Source organism: Trabulsiella guamensis ATCC 49490 (genome assembly GCF_000734965.1).
Classification (GTDB): Bacteria; Pseudomonadota; Gammaproteobacteria; order Enterobacterales; family Enterobacteriaceae; genus Trabulsiella; species Trabulsiella guamensis.
Map to the genome: position 1 here is coordinate 76671 of NZ_JMTB01000105.1, position 20106 is coordinate 96776.

Below are 20106 nucleotides of genomic sequence, written 5' to 3' on the forward strand. Positions count from 1 at the left end.
GGAAAGAAAGTTTTGAGAAAATGACTATAACGCAGGGGAAATCCCCCGCACCCCCTTGACGCAACAAGACTCCCCTCATGGCTTGACGCCATTCGTGAAGCTTGAGCAAAGGCAAATTGATGATAGCTTTACCTTCTGCGTAAACAGACAGGATGTGCAGCGCTGGCTGCGTCTAAAGGTTTGTTCTTTAGGTAGGAAAATAGTTTAATACGTGGAAAGATTTGCTATACCCATTGCTAGATTGCCTAGAAAAGTGGGAGCCTCTGAGAATGCGTAGAACGATCTACAAGCGTTTCTGATATCTACCCTGTGGGTATGCACTACCCTATATTAGGTAAGGGCTTCTGGGTGGCGTACAGATCGTTTTAGAAGGGGTTATTGTTTTGGTTCATCCCCTGATGTTTTAAATATGAATGCTCTAACAGCACGGAGGAAAGCTTCTCTGTCTTTGCCTAACAACTTGCATCTAGTGATAGTGTCTACCTGCAATACTATTCCTCTTAATAAGTCCTCATCATAATTATATTCATCCATGAGTTTAGCAATAACCCACTTTGAATTTTTAATTCTATATACCATATGTAATAGGTAAACAAAAATTATAAATAGAAGAATAGCACCAATGAAGATGACAATAATCATGTTAAGTGTCCTATCAATGATCTCAAACATTTTTTTGTGCCTCCTCTGAAGCCAATCAAAGTTTATCAATCGTTACTATGGTGGCGCTATCTGTTTCGATAAATAGATACATCATTGAGTGGGGTAACTGCTGCGATAAAACTGAGATAAAAGAGAGATAGTGCATTCATCCTCTGCGTGAAGAAGCGATGACCGGGCAGGCAGGCTTGTGCTAACAAGCCTCTTCCCGTAAGCTGGTTAGAAATCAGAAGTTTGTTTAACTATGACTCGGGGTGCCCTTCACACGTGAAGGCTGAGAAAGACCCGTACCACCTGATCTGGATAATGCCAGCGTAGGGAAGTCAGAGACCTGCCCGGTCATCGCTTCTTCACGACCTGGCAGGAGCATACCATGCCATCTGACCTGCTTAGTCCGGCGCACATCGCGCAGTCCTTACACTCGTTCCGCACCCGTTCTCCGCTCGTGCATTGCATGACCAACGATGTCGTTCAGACGTTTACCGCTAACGTCCTGCTGGCGCTCGGCGCGTCACCGGCGATGGTCATTGATCCTGACGAAGCTGCTGAGTTTGCGGCTGTCGCGGATGCATTGCTGATTAATGTCGGCACCTTAACAACGGATCGCGCAGTGTCGATGCAGGCGGCGATCGACAGCGCCGTTAAGGCGGGAAAACCCTGGACGCTGGATCCGGTCGCGGTCGGCGCGCTGTCGTTGCGTACCCGCTTTTGCCTGCAGCACATGAGCCAGCAGCCTGCCGCTATTCGCGGCAATGCCTCTGAAATTATGGCGCTCGCCGGAATGAGCCGGGGAGGGCGTGGCGTCGATACTACCGATACAGCCGCCGCCGCTGTCCCGGCAGCGCAGAAACTGGCGCAGCAGAGTGGGGCGATTGTTGCTGTCACCGGGGAAACGGATTATGTCACTGATGGCGAGCGAACCCTTGCGGTGGCGGGAGGGTCTCCACTGATGACTCGCGTGGTCGGCACCGGTTGCGCGCTGTCAGCAGTGGTCGCTGCGTTTTGTGCTTTGCCGGGCGATAGAGTGGTCAATGTGGCTTCCGCCTGCGGTGTGATGAAACAGGCGGGCGAAATTGCTGCGCGAAATGGCAATGGACCGGGGGCATTCGAACCCGCCTTTCTCGATGCACTGTATGCGCTCAGCGGGGAGGCACAGAAATGAAACGTATTAATGCTCTGACCATTGCCGGAACAGACCCGACCGGGGGCGCAGGCATTCAGGCTGATCTGAAAACCTTTTCGGCGCTCGGCGCATATGGCTGCGCGGTGATCACCGCGCTGGTGGCGCAAAATACCCTCGGCGTGCAGTCGGTCTATCGTATTGAACCGGATTTTGTCGCCGCGCAACTCGATTCGGTGTTCAGCGATGTGCGCATCGATACCACCAAAATTGGCATGCTGGCGGAGACGGATATCGTCGAAGCGGTGGCGGAGCGACTGCATCGCTACCGCATTCAGAATGTGGTGCTCGATACCGTCATGCTGGCGAAGAGCGGTGATCCGTTGCTGTCCCCGTCAGCGGTCGAGAGCCTGCGCAAACATCTGCTGCCGCAGGTGTCGCTGATCACGCCAAACCTGCCGGAAGCGGCGGCGCTACTGGATGCGCCGCATGCGCAGAATGAGCGGGAAATGCTCGAACAAGGGCGGGCATTACTTGCGCTGGGTTGCGAGGCGGTACTGATGAAGGGCGGGCATCTGGACGATGCGGAAAGCCCGGACTGGCTGTTTACCGCCACAGGCGAACAGCGGTTTACCACGCCGCGCGTACCGACGAAAAACACCCACGGCACCGGCTGCACCTTGTCGGCGGCGCTGGCGGCGCTGCGCCCGCGGCACAATAACTGGCTTGAGACCGTTCCGGAGGCGAAAGCGTGGCTGTCGGCAGCGCTGGCGCAGGCGGATTCTCTGGAAGTGGGACATGGAATTGGTCCGGTGCATCACTTTCATGCGTGGTGGTAGTATACTGGCAGGAGATCACTGTCAGGAAAAGAGTCGATGGAACAAGCGCATACCCGTCTTATTGAGCAACTGAATGAGCGCATCGCCGCTGCCGACAATATGCCGTTGTACCTGAAATTTGCCGAAACGGTGAAAAATGCGGTTCGCAGCGGCTGGCTTGAACATGGCAATATCCTGCCTGGTGAGCGCGATCTCAGCCAGTTGACCGGGGTATCGCGCATTACTGTGCGCAAGGCGATGCAGACGCTGGAAGACGAAGGGGTGGTCACCCGTTCACGAGGCTACGGTACGCAAATCAATAATATTTTTGAATATTCATTGAAAGAGGCGCGCGGGTTTTCTCAGCAGGTGGTATTGCGCGGTAAAAAGCCGGATACGCTGTGGGTCAACAAGCGCATCGTCGCCTGCCCGGACGAGGTGGCCGTGGAGCTGGCAGTGCCGCCTGGCAGTGAAGTCTTTTTGCTCAAACGTATTCGTTACGTTGATGAAGACGCGGTATCTATTGAGGAGTCCTGGGTGCCAGCGCCGCTGATTGCTGACCCCGACGCAATTGGCATTTCACTGTACGAGTACTTTCGCAGCCAGAACATTTTCCCGCAACGCACGCGCTCGCGGGTCAGCGCCCGCATGCCGGACGCTGAATTTCAGTCACATATCAAAATGGATGACCGGATCCCGGTGCTGGTGATTAAACAGGTGGCGCTGGATCAACTGCAACGGCCGATTGAATACAGCATCAGCCACTGCCGCAGCGATCTATACGTTTTCGTGTGCGAGGAGTAACTCCTCGCGCCAGGGCGCGCAGTTGCCGCCACGATGCCCGACAACCCAGGACGCGACCGCATTTCCCAGCCTGACCGCGTCAGGCAATGCCCAGCCTGCCGCCAGCCCGGCCAGAACACCGCCTGCGTGGCTGTCTCCCGCGCCAATCGTATCGACGACATCCACCGGGAACGCGGCAACGTGTCCCTGCGTCTCTGGTGTGAAATACCAGGCGCCATCTTTGTCCTGACGAACAATAACCGGTGCATCATAGCGGGCAAGCCAGGCCTGACCAAAGGCACGGGTCTCTGCCGGTAACTTCGCGATTTCCGCGATGATTTCCGCTTCCTGGCGATTGAGCGATACCAGCGGTTTACAGGCCATAATGCGCGCCATCAGTGCCGGAGGAATATCAGCAATGCGCGGACCAAAGTCGATCAGCGCCGTCATGTCCGTGGTGTTCTCCAGCCAGTTGACCAGCAGCTCGCCGCATGGCGACGCTAACTGATAGCCGGAAAGATAAACCAGCCCGCCATCCTGCACTGGTAACGCCTCCAGCCATGCCGGAACCCATTCGTTTTCCACACCGCTGAATGACATAAACGTCCGTTCGCCGTCAGGCTCGACCAGCGCCAGGCACCAGCCGTTGTCGCCTGTGGCGTTATCGATCGCGCTGACCAGCCCTTCGCGCGCCAGGTTGTTGCGGATGATTTCGGCCCACACACCCTGACCTAGCGGCAGCGCGTTGCAGGCGCTGATTCCCAACCGTTTCAGCGCCACGGCGATGTTTAACGCACAGCCGCCGATGTTCACTCCCTGCTGTTTAAGCTCGATGTCACAGCCGCGCCAGGGCAGGGCGTAAGCATCAGCGATGACGTCAATCACCGCCGCGCCAATCACCGTGACCGGGCGCTGCTGATCCAGCGTTCTGAGTTTGTCGGCCAGTCCTGATGCCTTCATAGTGCCTCCCGTTGCTGACGATACCCCCGCAGCTCGCTGGCATAACGGGTGAAATCCAGATGGTTTACGCTGTCCAGTTCCGCTTTCAGCGCCGGGTCGATGGCGTCTATACCCTGCAACGCACCGCAAATGGCGGTAGCCATCGCGCCGATAGTGTCAGTATCGCCGCCGAGATTGGCGCACAATACTGCGCAACGGTTGGGATCAGTCTGCGCCAGCTCCACCATCGCAATGGCACAGGGGACCGACTCAATGGTGCTGGTACCCGCGCCGACGAGCTGATAAAGCTGCTCGCTGGCGGATTCCGCGCCATTAGCTTCGCGCACCGTTTTCAGCGCCAGCTCCAGCCGTGCCGCCAGTGAGGCGCTGAAGGTGGTGACGCGTTTTTCCTGCGCATGACGGGCAATAGCAGGCAGCGCGTCGACAATGTTCTCCCAGCGATCGCCATCAATAGCGCGGGAAATTGCCCACGCCACCACCACCGCACCCGCAATCGCCAGATCAGACTTATGCGTCGGGCTGGAGGCGAGAGCGATATCATCAATGAAACGATCGAGATCCGCCGTCGACAACATGCAACCCAGCGGCGAAACACGCATGGCGGCGCCATTAGTGACGCCGTTGTTTTCCAGTGCGCTGACCGGCTGGCCGTCACGAATGGCGCGTAACGCAATTTTCGACGTCGGGCCAAGCACGTTTTTATTGAACGCGTCAAAACGTTCGGCCCACGCGAGGATGTGACGGCCAATCACATCCGGATCGATCTGCCCTTCGCATTCCAGCAGCGCATCAGCAAGACACAGCGCCATGGAGGTGTCGTCGGTAAACTCAGCACGTTTGAAATAGCAGGCGGCGCTGTTTTCCGCAGGCCCGGGGAGAAATCGGTCGATCCAGCCGAAATGCGCTTTCACCCGTGAGCGCGGCCACAGTTCCGATGGCATGCCCATCGCATCCCCTACCGCCTGGCCATATAAGGCACCGAGAATACGCTCGTATTTCATTTAACTTCCCCTTGTGTTAACGCAATATCGCGGTTGTCTTCATTCACCTTTATGGCAGTGATTTCTTTATCAGACTCGCGGAACAACAACATAAACAGGACTGCAATCACGGCAATCATCACCGCGCCGAAGGTCCACATGCCCGCCCAGTTAAAGGTCAGTCCATTCACCGGTTCTTTGTAGGCGAACATTTTCTCCATCATGACGCCTCCAAGGCGGTAACCAAGCAGGCTGCCGAACCCCTGACAGCAGAGGGTAATCAGTCCCTGCGCGGCGTTACGCATGGTTACCGGCGCTTTTTTATCGACGTAGATATATGCGGTGACGTAGTAGAAGTCATAGCTCACACCGTGCAGCAGAATGCCGAGGAACAGCAGGGCGTAAGTGAAGTAATGGTCTGCCCCGCCGTAAATGAAAAACGCGTAGCGAATGGCGGCAGTGATAAGACCAAGTAACAATACCTTTTTAATACCAAAACGTTTGGTAAAGAAAGGCAGTGCCAGCATAAAAAAGATTTCAGAGAACTGGCCGAGCGTCATCCAGCCGGTGGCGTTTTTCATGCCCACTTCGGAGAGATAACCGTTGGCGAAGATGTAGTAAAACGCCAGCGGCATTGCGAAGAGGAAAGAGCAGAAAAAGAAGACCAGGAAGTTCTTGTCGCGCAACAGGATCAGCGCGTCGAGCCCCAGCATCACTTTCAGGCTCATTTTACCGGTACTCTTCGGCGGCGTATCCGGCAGGAAGAAGGCGAACACTCCCAGCAGCGCAGAACTGCCAGCGGTGATCAGCAGCGGAATGCTGGTCGGCGAGATATCGGCATAGCCCAGCATTTCGGGCAGGAAACCGCACACCAGACCGGAACCAATCCAGCCAATGGTGCCCATCACGCGTATGCGCGGGAAATCACGCTCGACATCCGGGACGTTAGAAAAGGCGATGCTGTTGGTCAGGGCTATCGTCGGCATATAGGTCAGCGAGTAGGCGAGCAACAGCGGGAAAAAGCCTGCAAAAGTGGTTTGCTGCGCGGCGAAATACATCAGAATCGCCCCGGCAAACATCAGTACGGCCAGCACTTTTTGCGCCGGGAAAAAGCGGTCGGTCAGCGAGCCGACGAGGATTGGCGACAGGATCGCCGCAATCGCCGTACAGGCATAAGACCAGCCAATTTCCCCTGCGCTGAACCCGTTTTTACTCAGCCACAGCCACAGTGGTACAAACCAGGCGCCCCAGATAAACCATTCAACAAACATCATGAACGACAGCTTTACTGTAGTTTTCATCGTTAAATCCTTCATGACAGGTAAGGTACGCCTTAACAATACCAACGAATAATACCTTTTAAATACCTTTGATCGGAAAGTTTGATCGCTCTCGCAAATTACCTGACCTGAAACGTGACAGCGGATTGTGCTTAAAAACGCCTTGTCGGCTGGCAAAAATGCCCCTGCAGTACCAGGCTTATTCTGCCCGCGATGGTGCGGGTCAGGACAAACCATTTCCGACGTCATGTCGGAACTTACGGGAGCATCGCTATGACTGATATTGCGCAATTGCTTGGCAAAGACGCCGACAGCCTGTTACAGCACCGTTGTATGACCATCTCCGCTGATCAGCTGTATTTGCCGGGTCATGATTACGTTGACCGTGTGATGATTGATAATAATCGTCCCCCGGCGGTACTGCGAAATATGCAAACGTTGTATAACACGGGCCGCCTGGCCGGGACAGGTTATCTGTCCATTTTGCCGGTGGATCAGGGCGTGGAACACTCCGCCGGCGCCTCGTTTGCCGCCAATCCGCTCTATTTTGATCCTAAGAACATTGTCGAGCTGGCGATTGAAGCCGGGTGTAACTGCGTGGCCTCCACCTATGGCGTGCTGGCGTCGGTGTCCCGCCGCTACGCGCACCGCATTCCTTTCCTGGTGAAGCTTAACCACAACGAAACGCTGAGCTATCCCACCACCTACGACCAGACCCTCTACGCCAGCGTTGAGCAGGCGTTCAACATGGGCGCGGTAGCGGTAGGGGCGACAATCTATTTCGGCTCTGCCGAGTCGCGTCGCCAGATTGAAGAGATTTCCGCGGCGTTTGAACGCGCGCACGAACTGGGTATGGTGACTGTACTGTGGGCCTACTTACGTAACCCGGACTTTAAGAAAGACGGTGTCGATTACCACGTTTCTGCCGATCTGACCGGTCAGGCGAACCATCTGGCGGCTACCATTGGCGCGGATATCGTGAAGCAGAAAATGGCGGAAAATAATGGCGGCTATAAAGCGGTAAACTTCGGCTATACCGATGACCGTGTTTACAGCAAGCTGACCAGCGAAAACCCGATCGATCTGGTGCGCTATCAACTGGCGAACTGCTATATGGGGCGTGCAGGGCTTATCAACTCCGGTGGCGCGGCCGGTGGTGAAACTGATCTTGCGGACGCGGTACGCACGGCGGTTATCAATAAACGTGCCGGTGGGATGGGGCTTATCCTCGGCCGTAAAGCGTTTAAAAAATCGATGGCTGACGGCGTTCAGTTGATTAATGCCGTACAGGATGTGTACCTCGATACCAGGGTCACCATCGCCTGATTTTTCTGGCAGTGCCTGGTGGCGCAATGCTGACCGGGCCTGCCGGATTGACGTGACTGTTTGGTGGCGTCATCCGCTCAGTTTATCGCAGTTGATCCCTCTCACATTCCCTATCTCTTTTGTGAAAAACAAGACGTTCGGGATATAACAGACAACGGGCGTATTAAGTACAGCAAGGCGCGTATTCATCGCGCGCTCGAGAATATACCGCCAGTTATTTATGAAAAAAAATTGGCCAGAGCTCTTCATTAGGCCGGGGACTAAAAACCGGAGGGACGACACTTCTGCTGTAAAAAAACGGCCACCGTCATGATAACAGGTGGCCGTTGGTATTAGTGAGGGTTATTATTTTTTTTCCGGAACCTCAGGGATGATGCTTTGTTCTGCATATACGTGCCTGATATATTTAAACCTGTACGCGGACCGGTGACATCATAATACGTTCCCGTAAAATTCACACCATCATACAGTCGAATTATATAGTCTGGGTCAACCATAATCGAGCTGATTTTATCACTGAAGTTAAGTGCTGCAAGATCTGGTACATCGCCTAAAATATGTATTTCTTCACCGCTATAGTGTGTATCATCATAAGCAATCGCTTTAATAATTCGAACCGATGATATGGATTCAGAAAACGTAGAATCGAATGGAGTTACATTCCCAAAAATTACCTTTTTACTCCCACTATAGTTATCGCCAGTATAAACATAATACCCCAGACAATCATCTGAAAGGAGTGAAGACATAAACGTATTATCTGCCTTCCCACCCTGAGAGTTAAGAACCTCAGACAAAACAGGAATATCATCAGTTACATTGAGATAGTCACCGGTGTAATTTACTGCATTAAAGAATTTAACTTTTGGATCCGGAGCGATTTTAATAACCTTTAGCGATTTCGCTCTATAATCAAAAGCCATTGAGCTCAGGTTAACAATCTCTGAGCTGCCGACGACATCTCTATAGGCTCCGCTATAATATTTACCTTCGTACAGACGGACAATATATCCCGGCAGAACCTTGATGGAAGACATGTTATCATAAGAGAGCTCCCAAAGATCAGGGATATCACCAACAACTGACAGAAATTCATTATGACCATAGGGGTCATGGTAGCATAACGCTTTAATAATTCGTATTGATGAAACAGTATTGTTATAGTAATCACTGTATGTTGCTGCATTATTATTGAAGGTTGTATAATTCCCGAAATAGTAATATTCCATGTACACTCGATAGCCCAGCGCATCAGCACCCAGATTAGAACTTGATAAAGAATTATCCGCCGAGTCACCTGCACTATCTCGCACTACAGTAAGCCGAGGAGTATCCTCATTCACTTTAACGACCGCCCCTGTATAGTTAACCTCCTTATAGAAGTTGACATGGGGAGTTTCAGCATTAGCAATTGAAACACCCTTAATCTCACTCACAATTTTACCCAGCTCAAAATCTGTGGTATCGCCGCTGATATCCCAGATAATGGCGCCGCCAAAACCCTGCTCGTTGATGTAGTCGACTTTCGCCTGAATAGACTCGGCATCGTCATAGGTCAACATCTCTTTCTTGCTGGCGCTGTACAGGTACGGCACCTTGGACTGATCATCCCAGTAACGGACATAGTCAGCACTTTCCCGTTTCTGCTTCAGAACATAGAACGGGTTGGTACCAGTAAACTCGTTCTCTTCATCCCACGCGCCGTGCACGGTTGCAGTACCGGGGACAAACAGGCCCGGCAGCCCTTTCTCAACTTCAAGACCAGAGACGTTACCCCAGCCGCGTCCGTAGAAAGGCACACCCATCATCAGTTTGTGTTTTGGTACGTTCCAGGTCTCGTAATACTCGTTCATTGCAGAGGAGACGTTCAGCAGTGGGTCCGCATCATGGCTGTTGGCAAACAGCGGGGCATTATGGCCGGTGGTTGGCTCAAAGGCGCCATGAATGTCGTAGGCCATCACGTTAACGCTATCCAGCAACGGGGCGGTAACCGCCGGGTTAATGTACTGAATATTATTATGGTTGGTCGTCACCGCGGCGGAAAGCTGATAGTAGCGATCGTCCAGGAGACCTGCTTCGTCAAGCTTAGTGCGCAGTTTACTGATCAATGAGGTAAAATGACCTTTATCTGTCTCATTATCCGGGTATTCCCAGTCCACATCCACGCCGTCGAAATCCCAGGTACGCATGAAGGACACCATGCTGTTAGCCAGTTTTTCAATCCCGGCATCGGTGGCGCAGGCTTTTTCAAACACGCCTTCGTCAGAATTAGACCAACCACCGACGGAAACCATACTGGTAACGCCGTTCGCTTTGGTCATTTTTGCCAACTGACGCAATAATGTAGAGCCCTGGGTCGTATCGTGAATCACGACAGCGCCGTTTTTTACCACGGCGAAGCCGTAGTTCAGATGCGTCAGCAAAGAGAAGTCAATGCGACCTGGAGTAAAATAATCATGGGCGCCATATACTCCCCATTCAGGGAAATAGCCGATCACTTTACGCTGATTCGCCGCCGCCTGTTTTCCTTTACGCTGGATCTCCCAGGATTCTTCGCGAACAAAGGGGGTAAACGTAAAGGTGCCATAAAGTTCATAATTTGTCGCATCGCCTTTCAGCCATTGTGGAGCGGTACCCGGTACCATACCCGGATCTGCCCAATACTGTGCAGTCCAGTAATATCCCTGATAGCGCACGACAGAACCGCCGGCATAGCTTTTACTCGCATCATATTCTTCTGACGTAATGGCTAATTCCTGCAGTTTCGCCACCATAACTGTTGGGCTACCTGGAAAACTATTCAGGTAATACTCGTTATAAGCTTCCCAGTAATGACCGCCGTCACGCGAAATCATCATTGAGTTATTAAGCCCGTGCAGTGTATTGGTCTCATCGTTCATCGTCACCTTGACTTCTTCACCTGCGGACAATAAAGGCTTTGTGGATTTTTCGTCACTCATTTTATATCTCCTAAGGAATGTGCGTTGATAATTAAATAGCTTCAGATTGCATATTAAGAACACCATCGTTTCTGAAACTTCCCAAAGCTTATCTGATGAATTAATTTATACAACAGCACTTTATTGCTTATTAGATAATGATAGGTTACGTGATGGTATTGTTTATTCCTTAGCGGCTCAGTTAATAAAAAATGATGCGGAATGATGTGAAATGATTTTTTTATTTATAGGTTTTTATGAAAGTTTATTAAACTAAAAATAATAGTCTTTCCCCGCCGGCGTAATTAATGTTGGTATTTTTTCTACAGACAGCGCGGAAGAACCCGAGCGTACTCATGAGAACTTGGGCTAGCTTACCGCTAGCCACAAACTCTGGCTCAGGACTGTGTCAGCAATAGGGAAGTGAACAATTCTTCGTCCTGGCAGCCGGACGTGGCAATTCTATACCAGCCGCTCCCCGTCGGTGCTTTGCGAGAGTTAACGCAGCAGCGGACAGTCCGGCGGCAGGCGGCAGCGCAGCGCCGCTGGCAAAATTTCCATACGGAAGGTTTTGCCACTCAGCGGTTCGCCGTCGAGGTTGAACGTCATTTCATGGGGAGCGGTGACCTCGAACCACGGCGAAACGCTGTCGACCAGGTTCTCCTTACCGTCGCTGCTGGCCAGGGTGTTGAACAAAGCAGGCAGCAGCTCTTCACCGGTAAAAATGCGTAGATGCAGCAGGCCATCGTCAATCAGCGCGTCCGGGCAAAGCTGCTGTCCGCCGCCGGCCTGGCGGCCGTTGCCGATACCAATCACCAGCGCATCGCCTTGCCAGGTAAAGTTCTCACCCTGGATTTTGCAGCGATCGGGTTTCAGGGTGTCCATGCGCACTAATCCGTGAATCAGATACGAAATGCCGCCCAGCGCGGCTTTCAGCTTCTCCGGCGTTTCGGTGGTGATGCGCGTGCCGAAGCCGCCGGTTGCCATATTGATAAAACAGGTTTTGTCATTCACCTGAGCAATATCAATAGCGATGTCGTTACCGGCAATGGCGAGCTTCAGCGCTTTATCCGGTTCGTCCGGAATACCCGCACTGGTAGCAAAATCATTGGCGGTGCCGAGCGGCAGAATACCCAGCGCCGGAATTTTATCGCCCTGACACTGAATCAGCGCTGTGGCGACTTCGTTGATGGTGCCATCGCCGCCACCAGCAATAACGGTAGCGACACCCAGCCGACGGGCTTCGTCGATATAACGTTCGGCATCGCCTTTTTCCCAGGTCACGCGAACGTGAATTTCCACGCCTTCATCACGCAACCGGGTTACGGCGTCGCGCAGCGGGGCGTTATCAGCACCTTTACCATTGAGAATCAGCAAACTGGCGGGAAATGTGGTCATCCTTTGTGCCTCATTTTTTAACATGAGAACAAGTTTATCGCAGGATCGGAAAAGTCGCCCAGGAACAGGCTGAAACAGCGAAAAAAGAGGAAGGAAAAAATAAGCCCGCGTAAGGGCTTTTGAGACCCTTGCAGGGGCTGGCTTTCAACGGTGCAATGCGGGTTTGCGCGGCACACAAGACCATTGAAAGCCATATTTAGTTACTCATCTGTGGTCATTATGTGGACGCTCTGAGCCTCAACACCACCACGTAACGGATTGAGGGAAATTGCATCCTGCAGGTATTCCGGAGCAAAGTGCGCATAGACCATTGTTTGTTCAATACGCGAATGGCCGAGGATGCGTTGCAGCGTGATGATGTTCCCTCCGTTAATCATGAAATGAGTTGCGAAGCTGTGACGCAGTGCGTGCGTTGCCTGTCCTGCCGGTAAATCGGGTTTCAGCTCCTTCATCAGCCGCCTGAATGCCGGATAGTTTGCCTTCGGGAAAAGAAAGCCCCGCCTGTTGCTGGCGATCATATTTGCCACCTCATCAGAAATTGGTACCGTGCGTGGTTTGTTCGTCTTGGTCTTAACGAACGTACAGCGGTTATGGATCACGTTTTCCGCTTTCAGCCGCGCAGCTTCACCCCATCTTGCGCCGGTACTGAGACAAAGAATCGCAATCTTCTTGTTATCCCCGTCCAGCCGCGATAGCAACACGGTAATTTCATCCTGCGTCAGATAGCCGGTTTCCGGCTTCTGTTCTTTCAGTCTTTTCGTACCGCGTATCGGGTGCACCCCGAAGAACAATTCAGCCTCAATCAATGCGGTGAACATGCCGCTTATGCAGGTTAAATCCCGGTTGATGCTTGACGGCTTGACACCATGGCTTCTGCGGGTCGCGCTGTACTGGCTGATAAGTGCTTTCGTTATCTGGAACGCACAAGGGTCGTCCGTTATCCGGGTGAAAATCTCAATTTTCCCAAGGTTAGATTTTCCGTGTTCCTCGTGCTTCCCTTTCAACTCCCACCAGATAGCAGTTAGCTCTGACAGACGCCGCTTGTCTGTCGGCTTCGAAAGCCATTCCTTGTTGTGATGGTTGTACTGCGTGTGTTTTTCGAAAGCGATAGCCTCACTTTTTTTGTCGAACTTCCTGCGGATACGCTTTCCGTTGCGCCCGGCAGGTCTGATATCCACTTCATATCGACCATCATCGAGTTTCTTAATTGTCATAAGAAAGCCCTCCGATGGGATCGTTTTGATCGTTTTCTGCTTGTTCCTAACTCTTTGTAATGTCGTGTGCAAAATTTAGCCGCGAGCAGCATGCACCTGTGATGCATGTATTCACGGTAAATCGTTAGCCAGTCTTTTGGTCTGAGGGCTGCGAGGTTGTTGCATCTTGCCCAAAGTGTGCGAGAGCCGGTTCAATTTGACCGGATTCCGGGGAGGTCTGACCAGTCATAAACCATAGGGTATACTTCGTGAACCGGGGGTGTTGAAGGATTTTCATTATGGACTCTACACCTGCGTTTTTAGATCTGTTCTCATAGCTCGACAGTGAACTGTACGGAACACCTGTTATCTCACTGAATTCTCGTCGGTTTAACCTTTCTGATTCACGAATCAACTTAATTTTCTCTGACACGTCGATTGACATAGATTATCCCATTGTGTAATTTGTGATTTATCGGATACGAAATTTGATTTTCGTATAGTGGAAAAAGAGCAATTAAAGCCCACTAAGAGCAATTAAAAGCACCAAAGGAGAATCCTAGCAGATGAGCAGACAGCTTGTAAGTATTACCGATGCGGTGCCGTATCAGGAGTTCGCAAAACTCATCGGTAAGACACCGGCAGCGGTGAAAGGGATGATCGAGAAGCGTAAGTTACCGATCATTGAGATGACCGACCCACAATCTACCTCTGGACGCGCTGGAGAGTATTGGATTTACCTTCCTGCGTGGAACAAAGGTCTGAAACTGGCGTATGAAAGCAGACCTAAAGAGATTCGTGATGGTTGGCTGATGTGGTTGGGCGTAGGGGATCTCTCATGAAATACGATTATGTTAAAGAAGCTGCCGTTATTATGACTGCTGCGATCATTTTCATCTGTGTTGGCTCAATCGCGGTCGCGCTAACGGCAAGATTTATTAAGACATTTATTCTTTAAGAACAATCTTCTTAAGAATAAATAATGATGAAGCGGGAATTCATGCAGAGATAATTAACTGATGAAAAAACGTTATTCACAACATGGGTCATATGCGGGTTCTGTTGTGGTGCCGACTTATGCGCCAGTTCAGGCAAGTAAAAATACTTATGTATATCGCGGTTTCACAATACGCAAAACGCCACGTAATGCACTTAATGATCGCATCACGTATTTAATCACCAGGCGCGATCATGGAAGTGAAGAAGATATTTATTACGGACGTGATTTCGCATTAGCAGAAGCCTGCAAGACGATAGACAGGGTTTTAAGATATGGAAGGTTCTAGCGATGATCTATTACTGGCGTTCTGGTTGTTCGTTCTGTCAGTAGCTATGTCGTGCTCTGTCCGTGAAGTCATAAAAGATCATTGTCGCCGGGTTCGTATTAACAGAAAGCTTAAGAGGCAGGAGCGCAAAAAATGAAACAGTTTTACGCGGAGCTGATTAATCAGATGCTGGAAGATTATAGCTTTAAAGTCGAGAACAATCCTCAAGGGCGTGACATGTATTACGGTATTCTGGCAAGCGGCGTTCAGCATCTCTATGCTGTGGCATTTTGCGCCAGCGACAATGAGGCACTTAATGATCTGCGCCCGTTCGTCAACGACGTCATGAACAACGTGGTGCCCGCACCTGTCGTAATTGCGTTTAAGAATACTTATCACAACTACTGAGGAGTCAGCGATCATGACCGAAGTAGAAAAGCTAATGTATATCAGGGATGTGGCGTTGCCTTATATTGAGAAAAACGGCTTAACGATACGCCTTAACGGTTGCGGTGAAATTACATTTTACGCTGATGATCCTTCCGTTATGAAATTTATCGATGACGTTCGCGAGAATACCGGATCTTCATTAGCGCGTTATGCCACAGCAAATGTTGTCGACATTATGGTTATCACCAGAAAGATGATGAACGAATTACCACGCACCCAGGAAGCTGGCGGGTTCCGCGCTGACCTTGAAAAGATTAACGCAGAATTAAGAACACTACAGGATCGCATTAATTCAGTAACTACATTTTCGTATTAATGAATTAAAGAAACGCAATTAATCAGCACCACAGATGTAAATACGGCGTATTCGCCGGGGCTTCGCTTTACCTTTTTTCGGGGGTAATTATGCACGTCAATTCAATAAAGCTGACCACTGAGATTAGCGATCCTGAGTTTGTCGCCATTTCTTTGCAGGCGAGAAAAGCCGAGCGTGCGAACCTGCTTGGCCTGCTGCGCACCCGCATCAGTCTTCTGAAAACTGAAACCAGCACACCGGATGAGATCTACGCCGCTATCGACGCGTGGATTGACAACCGCGAATTAAGTCTATGAACGGAGAAAATCAAATGAACCATTGCATGCTAGAGGTCAGCACACCAGCTAACTCCCTCAGAGGTTTTCCGGAAGAAAGAATCATCGCCATCGAGTGCGTTTTTTTTGATCCAGAAACTGGCGGGATCGGTCAGCAATATTATCGCGTTGTGAACATCGCTGACGAAAACAACGTTGTACACATGAGCCATGCGTATTTTCGCCAATTAATGATGGCGGATTCGCGGGTACGTTCGGCGGTACTGGCCGGGGATGTCAGCGAAAAAGAAGCCGTCATGGATGTCTGTAAATTCATATCGGCGAACACATCAAAGAGTCGCCAGCTTCATTGCTGGCAGCACGGGGATGGCACCTCCCTCGCAAGGCTGATCATGGCGGTAGAAGATTACGGGTGCTCGCCATCAAACGTGCTGCCGCAGAATATCAAGCCCGCTCATCTCAGCACATTAATCACTGTTGCAGCCGCCACAGGATACGTTCCACACCCACGCCGGGATTCCGCGCAGTTCACTCTGACCGACGCCGCTTACCGCGCTGAGCAGGTCTGTGAGATCTGGCAGCGACTAACAGAACAGTTCACCGATCTTTCAGAGTGATACGTAATCGACACAGGGGCAACCATCATGAATACCAGCAATCGCAATGATTTTTTTAAAGCCATTCTGCCGGGACTTTTGACAGATCCGGAGATGGCATATAGCAGCTCTGCGGACATTATCAGGCATGCATGGTATCTGGCCGATCTGGCCGCGTATTTCGAGGGCAAACCAGAGTTTCCGCATGAGACCGCACGCCGCTGGATAAAAGGCAATTACCTCATTCTGGATACCGAAACTACCGGACTTGGCAGGGACGCCAGGATAGTGGAAATCGCCATCATCAACTGCGCCGGAGAAACGCTGCTTAACACTCTCATTAATCCAGGCATTCACATTCCGCAAGAAGCTACCGCCATTCACGGCATTACCGATGAGATGGTGAAGGACGCACCATCATGGCGGGAGACAGAACGGCAGGTTATCACGCTGTTGGGAAACAGATGGGTGGCCTACAACGCAAAGTTTGACGCGGGAATGATAGAGCAGGAAATGTGTGTGCCGGTCACCGGTATGCGCGAACCGGAATGTGCCATGCAGCTTTACGTCGAATATAACGGCGAATGGGATGCTTACCGCCGTAAATACAAGTGGTCAAAACTGGTCGATGCCGCCACCGCGCTGGATGCGGTGCCGGAAGATGGTAACGCGCACCGCGCCCTGTATGACTGCCGGATGACGCTGAACATCATTCGCCGTATCGCGGAGATGACAGCATGAACAGATCCCCCATCAAGTGGGCGGGCGGAAAATCCCGCGTCATGCCGGAGTTACTGAAACATCTGCCGGAAGCCGACTGCCTGATTGAGCCATTTGTTGGCAGCGGCACGGTGTTCATGAATACGGATTACCGCCGATACGTTCTCTGTGACAGCAACCGTGCGCTGATCAATTTCTTCCGTGTGGTCACGACTGATACCGAACGCCTGATCAACATCGCGAGATCGATGTTTCATGCTTTCCCCTTTTTCATGATTATTTGTGCGTGAGTGAAATATGAGCACAACTAATTCGAACGTGCAAATAAACCCCGATTTATCAGCAGCCCGTGCTCGTAATGAGAAGATGAATTATGCCTATGTCTGGAATTCGCCGGATTTTGATGTTGCCACTGCCAATGGACTGACGCCAGATCCAGCACAGCCAGCGGCAGATGATACCGCTGTTACTGGAGGTATCACCTACCTCAACCCTGAGGGAGAGCGTAAGGCGTTATCCCCCGATGACATTACTGAACTCTGCCCGCCAACCGAACAGGGAGCGATAAAGCGCGATCGGCTCGTACACGAACGCCGGGTAATGTATCTTCGACGCCGCCTACAGGCATTGCCCGCATTTATCCGTTACCGTTTCTCCCGGCAACTGGAGGAGCTGAACGATCAGGATCCAGCCAGAGCAGTTAAATGGTTGTTTGGCACATTTGAGCGCCACATCCTACGCCGCATTGAGGCGGTCAACGCGCAGTACCTGCCACAGGATCCGCTTCCGGCTATCCTGCTGCCACTTCGTGAAGACTTTCATCTGTTGCCATGGGCCAACAAAAAACGCCTGAAACGACTGGCTTATAAGCTTGCAAATTTGATGAAAAGCGAGTTTATGCGCGAGTTTGATTTTCAGTTTGTGCACAGGGACAACCCGGAGTTTTCAACCATTTATTCTTACGGTGCGGTAGCTAGCAAGGCCAGACACCTGAATATTCCCGTTCCGGGGTGGGAGGCTTACTGCAACGAATCACTTGAGGCGAAAGATGCACTTCGCGCAGTGGCTCGCCTCCAGTCGGAAAAGTGGTGGTCTGGCAAGCTGAAGCGCGCACATGACCGCTGGCGCGAACACCTCATGATAGCAACGGGTTATGTCAGCAAGCACGCCTCTCCGAAGTGCTCAGACCCCTGCCTGAAAGAGTGGGCTGCGCAAAAGAAAGCAAACTTTGAGTATCTCAGTGCGATGGAGCTTGAAGACCAGGAGACCGGGGAGCGCTCGCCATTGCTTGACAAGGTGATGTCAAGTACAGCCAACCCAAAGATAGCGCGTCTTGAGCTGACCACCCGTGCAGCTGGTTTTCAGGAAATCGCCGATGAAATGGGGCTGGTCGGGATGTTCTACACCCTTACCGCCCCTTCCAAATATCATGCAATGCATATCGCCTCTGGCAAGCGCAATGATAAATGCCGGAATGCGGATCCCAGAGCGACCCAGAAATATCTCTGCAAGGTCTGGGCGCGCACGCGGGCCGCATGGAAGCGCCGGGGTATCCGTACGTTCGGCTTTCGTACCGCTGAACCCCATCACGATTCAACACCACATTGGCATCTCGTTCTGTGGTTCCGCCCTGAAGACGTGAAAGAAGCAACCGAGGTTTTCCGTATGCACGCGCTCAAGGAAGACGGCAACGAACCGGGCGCAGATAAGTATCGTTTTAAGGCTGAACGGGAAGACAAGAGCCGTGGCAGAGCAATCGGCTATATCGTCAAATATATTTCGAAAAATATTGATGGTTACGGCATGGATGGTGAGGTGGATAAGGAAACCGGCAACCCCATCAAAGAAGAAGCCAGACGCGTAAGGGCGTGGGCTTCACGCTGGGGCATTCGTCAGTTCCAGCAGATTGGCGGCGCTCCCGTCACAACATGGCGCGAGCTTCGTCGCCTTGGAAGCCGCGAACTGGTGCTGCACCCGGAGATTGAACCCGTTCGCGCAGCAGCTGACGGCGCAAGCTGGCAGGACTACGTTCAGCTTCAGGGCGGAGCCTTTGTTGAGCGCGACCAGCTGAAGATCCGCCTCCACTACAGCACCACAGAAAACAGCAATGATTATGGTGATACGGTCTCAAAAATCGAAGGGATCTACTGCCCGCTTGCGGGCAGCGACGCCATCATCTACACCCGCACCGCACAATACAAAATCGTACCGAAGCGCAAAGCCCCGGAAACAAAGGGTGTTGACCTTGATTTTTCAGGCGGCAACGCCGCCCCTTGGAGTTCTGTCAATAACTGTACGCGGAATCCCGCTACAGGGAATGACGGTCCTGAACATGCCGGCGATAAAGCTGCAGTGAGGTCAGAAATGACCGCACCATCTGACGGCGGGACGGTGAATTTTGATGCGCTTTCACGCAAGGAAAAACGGGAGATTGCCCAGCGACTGAGCGAAGACATGAGGCGCAGACGTAAGTTACGACAGTCAGAAAAAAAAGAGCCACCGGAATTATCAGTAAGAGAAAAGCAGGTAAGTGAATTGCTGGCGTTGCGTGGAATTGATGCCAGTGCAGTGATGATCAGATCACTGTTGTCAGGTGCCGCGATAGCCAGCGGCGACCTGATTTTTACCGTAGAGAAAGGACGACTGATCACCAGCAATCGCGGGATATCAACAGTACAGAAACATCAGAACAAAGAGCAAGGAAAATCGCTGATTGAGCGATTTAACCGAATCCGAAATAGCAAATAAGAGGCTAACGATCATGAATCAGGTAATCAGCATTCTTGACAGTGAACGCATTAAATATACCGTTGCAGATAATGGAAACATCACCATCGGCGGGCACCTCGACCTGCGCGGCATCGACATTACCAGCCTGCCGGACAATCTCACCATCGGCGGGCACCTCTACCTGAGCGGCACCGGCATTACCAGCCTGCCGGACAATCTCACCATCGGCGGGCACCTCTACCTGAGCCGCACCGTCATTACCAGCCTGCCGGACAATCTCACCATCGGCGGGCACCT

The 20106-nt window shown here is 51.7% G+C and carries 20 protein-coding genes, 2 pseudogenes and 1 riboswitch; of the genes and pseudogenes, 14 read left to right on the forward strand and 8 right to left on the reverse strand.

Annotated features, from left to right (window positions below; translation table 11 throughout):
* Nucleotides 1-375 precede the first annotated feature (375 nt).
* On the reverse strand, nt 376-672 hold the full coding sequence (locus tag GTGU_RS17700; RefSeq protein WP_038160087.1) for a hypothetical protein: 297 nt from the start codon (nt 670-672) through the stop codon (nt 376-378).
* A gap of 228 nt (nt 673-900) precedes the next feature.
* Nucleotides 901-998: riboswitch (TPP riboswitch) on the forward strand.
* Nucleotides 999-1033: 35 nt separating this feature from the next.
* On the opposite strand from GTGU_RS17700, the gene thiM reads away from it, so the two are divergent.
* The 3 genes from thiM to GTGU_RS17715 are packed head-to-tail and all read left to right on the forward strand — an operon-like array spanning nt 1034 to nt 3402.
* Nucleotides 1034-1822 carry a hydroxyethylthiazole kinase gene (gene thiM, locus GTGU_RS17705; protein ID WP_038160090.1) on the forward strand — a complete coding sequence of 263 codons (789 nt, stop codon included), beginning with the start codon at nt 1034-1036 and terminating at the stop codon, nt 1820-1822.
* The gene (thiD, locus tag GTGU_RS17710; RefSeq protein ID WP_038160103.1) at nt 1819-2619 is read left to right on the forward strand and encodes a bifunctional hydroxymethylpyrimidine kinase/phosphomethylpyrimidine kinase; all 801 of its coding nucleotides are present in this window, start codon (nt 1819-1821) and stop codon (nt 2617-2619) included. The genes thiM and thiD overlap by 4 nt, the downstream gene beginning before the upstream one ends.
* 36 nt (nt 2620-2655) lie before the next feature.
* Entirely contained in the window at nt 2656-3402 is a 747-nt protein-coding gene (locus tag GTGU_RS17715) for a GntR family transcriptional regulator (protein ID WP_038160113.1), read from the forward strand.
* Here GTGU_RS17715 and GTGU_RS17720 read toward each other — a convergent pair.
* Genes GTGU_RS17720 through GTGU_RS17730 form a run of 3 tightly spaced genes read right to left on the reverse strand, consistent with a single transcriptional unit; the run spans nt 3376 to nt 6622 of the window.
* Nucleotides 3376-4341 (reverse strand): PfkB family carbohydrate kinase, encoded by a 966-nt coding sequence (locus GTGU_RS17720; RefSeq protein WP_038160116.1) that lies wholly within the window; start codon nt 4339-4341, stop codon nt 3376-3378. The two genes, GTGU_RS17715 and GTGU_RS17720, sit on opposite strands and share 27 nt — an antisense overlap.
* On the reverse strand, nt 4338-5342 hold the full coding sequence (locus GTGU_RS17725; RefSeq protein WP_038160119.1) for an ADP-ribosylglycohydrolase family protein: 1005 nt from the start codon (nt 5340-5342) through the stop codon (nt 4338-4340). Before GTGU_RS17725 ends, GTGU_RS17720 begins: the two co-directional genes overlap by 4 nt.
* Nucleotides 5339-6622 carry a nucleoside permease gene (locus tag GTGU_RS17730; protein WP_038160122.1) on the reverse strand — a complete coding sequence of 428 codons (1284 nt, stop codon included), beginning with the start codon at nt 6620-6622 and terminating at the stop codon, nt 5339-5341. The genes GTGU_RS17725 and GTGU_RS17730 overlap by 4 nt, the downstream gene beginning before the upstream one ends.
* Nucleotides 6623-6874: 252 nt before the next feature.
* On the opposite strand from GTGU_RS17730, the gene fbaB reads away from it, so the two are divergent.
* Nucleotides 6875-7927 carry a class I fructose-bisphosphate aldolase gene (fbaB, locus tag GTGU_RS17735; protein WP_038160125.1) on the forward strand — a complete coding sequence of 351 codons (1053 nt, stop codon included), beginning with the start codon at nt 6875-6877 and terminating at the stop codon, nt 7925-7927.
* 332 nt (nt 7928-8259) lie between these two features.
* Here the strand turns inward: fbaB and GTGU_RS17740 are convergent, their stop codons facing one another.
* The 4 genes from GTGU_RS17740 to GTGU_RS17755 all read right to left on the reverse strand — a co-directional run bounded on the left by GTGU_RS17740 (nt 8260) and on the right by GTGU_RS17755 (nt 13902).
* A complete protein-coding gene (locus GTGU_RS17740; protein ID WP_051857387.1) occupies nt 8260-10887 on the reverse strand; it encodes a glycosyl hydrolase family 18 protein in 2628 nt (875 codons plus the stop codon).
* 477 nt (nt 10888-11364) lie between these two features.
* Nucleotides 11365-12264, reverse strand: coding sequence for a lipid kinase YegS (gene yegS / locus GTGU_RS17745; RefSeq protein WP_038160127.1), 900 nt, complete (start codon nt 12262-12264; stop codon nt 11365-11367).
* A 200-nt stretch (nt 12265-12464) separates the two neighbouring features.
* On the reverse strand, nt 12465-13478 hold the full coding sequence (locus GTGU_RS17750; protein WP_038160129.1) for a phage integrase: 1014 nt from the start codon (nt 13476-13478) through the stop codon (nt 12465-12467).
* A gap of 124 nt (nt 13479-13602) precedes the next feature.
* Nucleotides 13603-13902 carry a helix-turn-helix domain-containing protein gene (locus tag GTGU_RS17755; RefSeq protein WP_038160132.1) on the reverse strand — a complete coding sequence of 100 codons (300 nt, stop codon included), beginning with the start codon at nt 13900-13902 and terminating at the stop codon, nt 13603-13605.
* Nucleotides 13903-14023: 121 nt separating this feature from the next.
* Between GTGU_RS17755 and GTGU_RS17760 the strand changes: the two genes are divergently transcribed.
* The 10 genes and pseudogenes from GTGU_RS17760 to GTGU_RS17800 form a co-directional block, all read left to right on the forward strand.
* On the forward strand, nt 14024-14299 hold the full coding sequence (locus GTGU_RS17760; protein WP_038160135.1) for a regulatory phage cox family protein: 276 nt from the start codon (nt 14024-14026) through the stop codon (nt 14297-14299).
* Between the two features lie 177 nt (nt 14300-14476).
* Nucleotides 14477-14743, forward strand: coding sequence for a hypothetical protein (locus GTGU_RS24930; protein ID WP_084222810.1), 267 nt, complete (start codon nt 14477-14479; stop codon nt 14741-14743).
* A gap of 132 nt (nt 14744-14875) precedes the next feature.
* Nucleotides 14876-15130, forward strand: coding sequence for a hypothetical protein (locus tag GTGU_RS17765; RefSeq protein ID WP_038160138.1), 255 nt, complete (start codon nt 14876-14878; stop codon nt 15128-15130).
* Between the two features lie 13 nt (nt 15131-15143).
* Nucleotides 15144-15488 (forward strand): hypothetical protein, encoded by a 345-nt coding sequence (locus GTGU_RS17770; protein WP_038160140.1) that lies wholly within the window; start codon nt 15144-15146, stop codon nt 15486-15488.
* An 89-nt stretch (nt 15489-15577) separates the two neighbouring features.
* A complete protein-coding gene (locus GTGU_RS17775; protein WP_038160143.1) occupies nt 15578-15784 on the forward strand; it encodes a hypothetical protein in 207 nt (68 codons plus the stop codon).
* Nucleotides 15781-16380 (forward strand): 3'-5' exoribonuclease domain-containing protein, encoded by a 600-nt coding sequence (locus GTGU_RS17780; RefSeq protein WP_156964208.1) that lies wholly within the window; start codon nt 15781-15783, stop codon nt 16378-16380. Before GTGU_RS17775 ends, GTGU_RS17780 begins: the two co-directional genes overlap by 4 nt.
* 27 nt (nt 16381-16407) lie before the next feature.
* Nucleotides 16408-17100: a 3'-5' exonuclease gene (locus GTGU_RS17785; protein WP_051857388.1), complete on the forward strand. Its 693-nt coding sequence runs from the start codon at nt 16408-16410 to the stop codon at nt 17098-17100.
* A pseudogene (locus GTGU_RS17790) lies at nt 17097-17333 on the forward strand (DNA adenine methylase); the annotation flags it as partial. The gene GTGU_RS17785 and the pseudogene GTGU_RS17790, both read left to right, overlap by 4 nt.
* 43 nt (nt 17334-17376) lie before the next feature.
* On the forward strand, nt 17377-19827 hold the full coding sequence (locus tag GTGU_RS17795; RefSeq protein ID WP_245609621.1) for a replication endonuclease: 2451 nt from the start codon (nt 17377-17379) through the stop codon (nt 19825-19827).
* Nucleotides 19828-19840: 13 nt separating this feature from the next.
* Nucleotides 19841-20106 (forward strand): annotated as a pseudogene (locus tag GTGU_RS17800) (hypothetical protein); the annotation flags it as partial.

What these genes read in the sequence shown, in the direction of transcription:
- GTGU_RS17775 (WP_038160143.1), top strand. Translation starts at nt 15,578, where the DNA reads ATGCACGTCAATTCAATAAAGCTGACCACTGAGATTAGCGATCCTGAG.
- GTGU_RS17725 (WP_038160119.1), bottom strand. Translation starts at nt 5,342, where the DNA reads ATGAAATACGAGCGTATTCTCGGTGCCTTATATGGCCAGGCGGTAGGG.
- GTGU_RS17760 (WP_038160135.1), top strand. Translation starts at nt 14,024, where the DNA reads ATGAGCAGACAGCTTGTAAGTATTACCGATGCGGTGCCGTATCAGGAG.
- yegS (WP_038160127.1), bottom strand. Translation starts at nt 12,264, where the DNA reads ATGACCACATTTCCCGCCAGTTTGCTGATTCTCAATGGTAAAGGTGCT.
- thiD (WP_038160103.1), top strand. Translation starts at nt 1,819, where the DNA reads ATGAAACGTATTAATGCTCTGACCATTGCCGGAACAGACCCGACCGGG.
- GTGU_RS17795 (WP_245609621.1), top strand. Translation starts at nt 17,377, where the DNA reads ATGAGCACAACTAATTCGAACGTGCAAATAAACCCCGATTTATCAGCA.
- GTGU_RS17715 (WP_038160113.1), top strand. Translation starts at nt 2,656, where the DNA reads ATGGAACAAGCGCATACCCGTCTTATTGAGCAACTGAATGAGCGCATC.
- GTGU_RS17755 (WP_038160132.1), bottom strand. Translation starts at nt 13,902, where the DNA reads ATGTCAATCGACGTGTCAGAGAAAATTAAGTTGATTCGTGAATCAGAA.
- GTGU_RS17720 (WP_038160116.1), bottom strand. Translation starts at nt 4,341, where the DNA reads ATGAAGGCATCAGGACTGGCCGACAAACTCAGAACGCTGGATCAGCAG.
- GTGU_RS17730 (WP_038160122.1), bottom strand. Translation starts at nt 6,622, where the DNA reads ATGAAAACTACAGTAAAGCTGTCGTTCATGATGTTTGTTGAATGGTTT.
- GTGU_RS17765 (WP_038160138.1), top strand. Translation starts at nt 14,876, where the DNA reads ATGAAACAGTTTTACGCGGAGCTGATTAATCAGATGCTGGAAGATTAT.
- GTGU_RS17750 (WP_038160129.1), bottom strand. Translation starts at nt 13,478, where the DNA reads ATGACAATTAAGAAACTCGATGATGGTCGATATGAAGTGGATATCAGA.
- thiM (WP_038160090.1), top strand. Translation starts at nt 1,034, where the DNA reads ATGCCATCTGACCTGCTTAGTCCGGCGCACATCGCGCAGTCCTTACAC.
- GTGU_RS17785 (WP_051857388.1), top strand. Translation starts at nt 16,408, where the DNA reads ATGAATACCAGCAATCGCAATGATTTTTTTAAAGCCATTCTGCCGGGA.
- fbaB (WP_038160125.1), top strand. Translation starts at nt 6,875, where the DNA reads ATGACTGATATTGCGCAATTGCTTGGCAAAGACGCCGACAGCCTGTTA.
- GTGU_RS17700 (WP_038160087.1), bottom strand. Translation starts at nt 672, where the DNA reads ATGTTTGAGATCATTGATAGGACACTTAACATGATTATTGTCATCTTC.
- GTGU_RS24930 (WP_084222810.1), top strand. Translation starts at nt 14,477, where the DNA reads ATGAAAAAACGTTATTCACAACATGGGTCATATGCGGGTTCTGTTGTG.
- GTGU_RS17780 (WP_156964208.1), top strand. Translation starts at nt 15,781, where the DNA reads ATGAACGGAGAAAATCAAATGAACCATTGCATGCTAGAGGTCAGCACA.
- GTGU_RS17770 (WP_038160140.1), top strand. Translation starts at nt 15,144, where the DNA reads ATGACCGAAGTAGAAAAGCTAATGTATATCAGGGATGTGGCGTTGCCT.
- GTGU_RS17740 (WP_051857387.1), bottom strand. Translation starts at nt 10,887, where the DNA reads ATGAGTGACGAAAAATCCACAAAGCCTTTATTGTCCGCAGGTGAAGAA.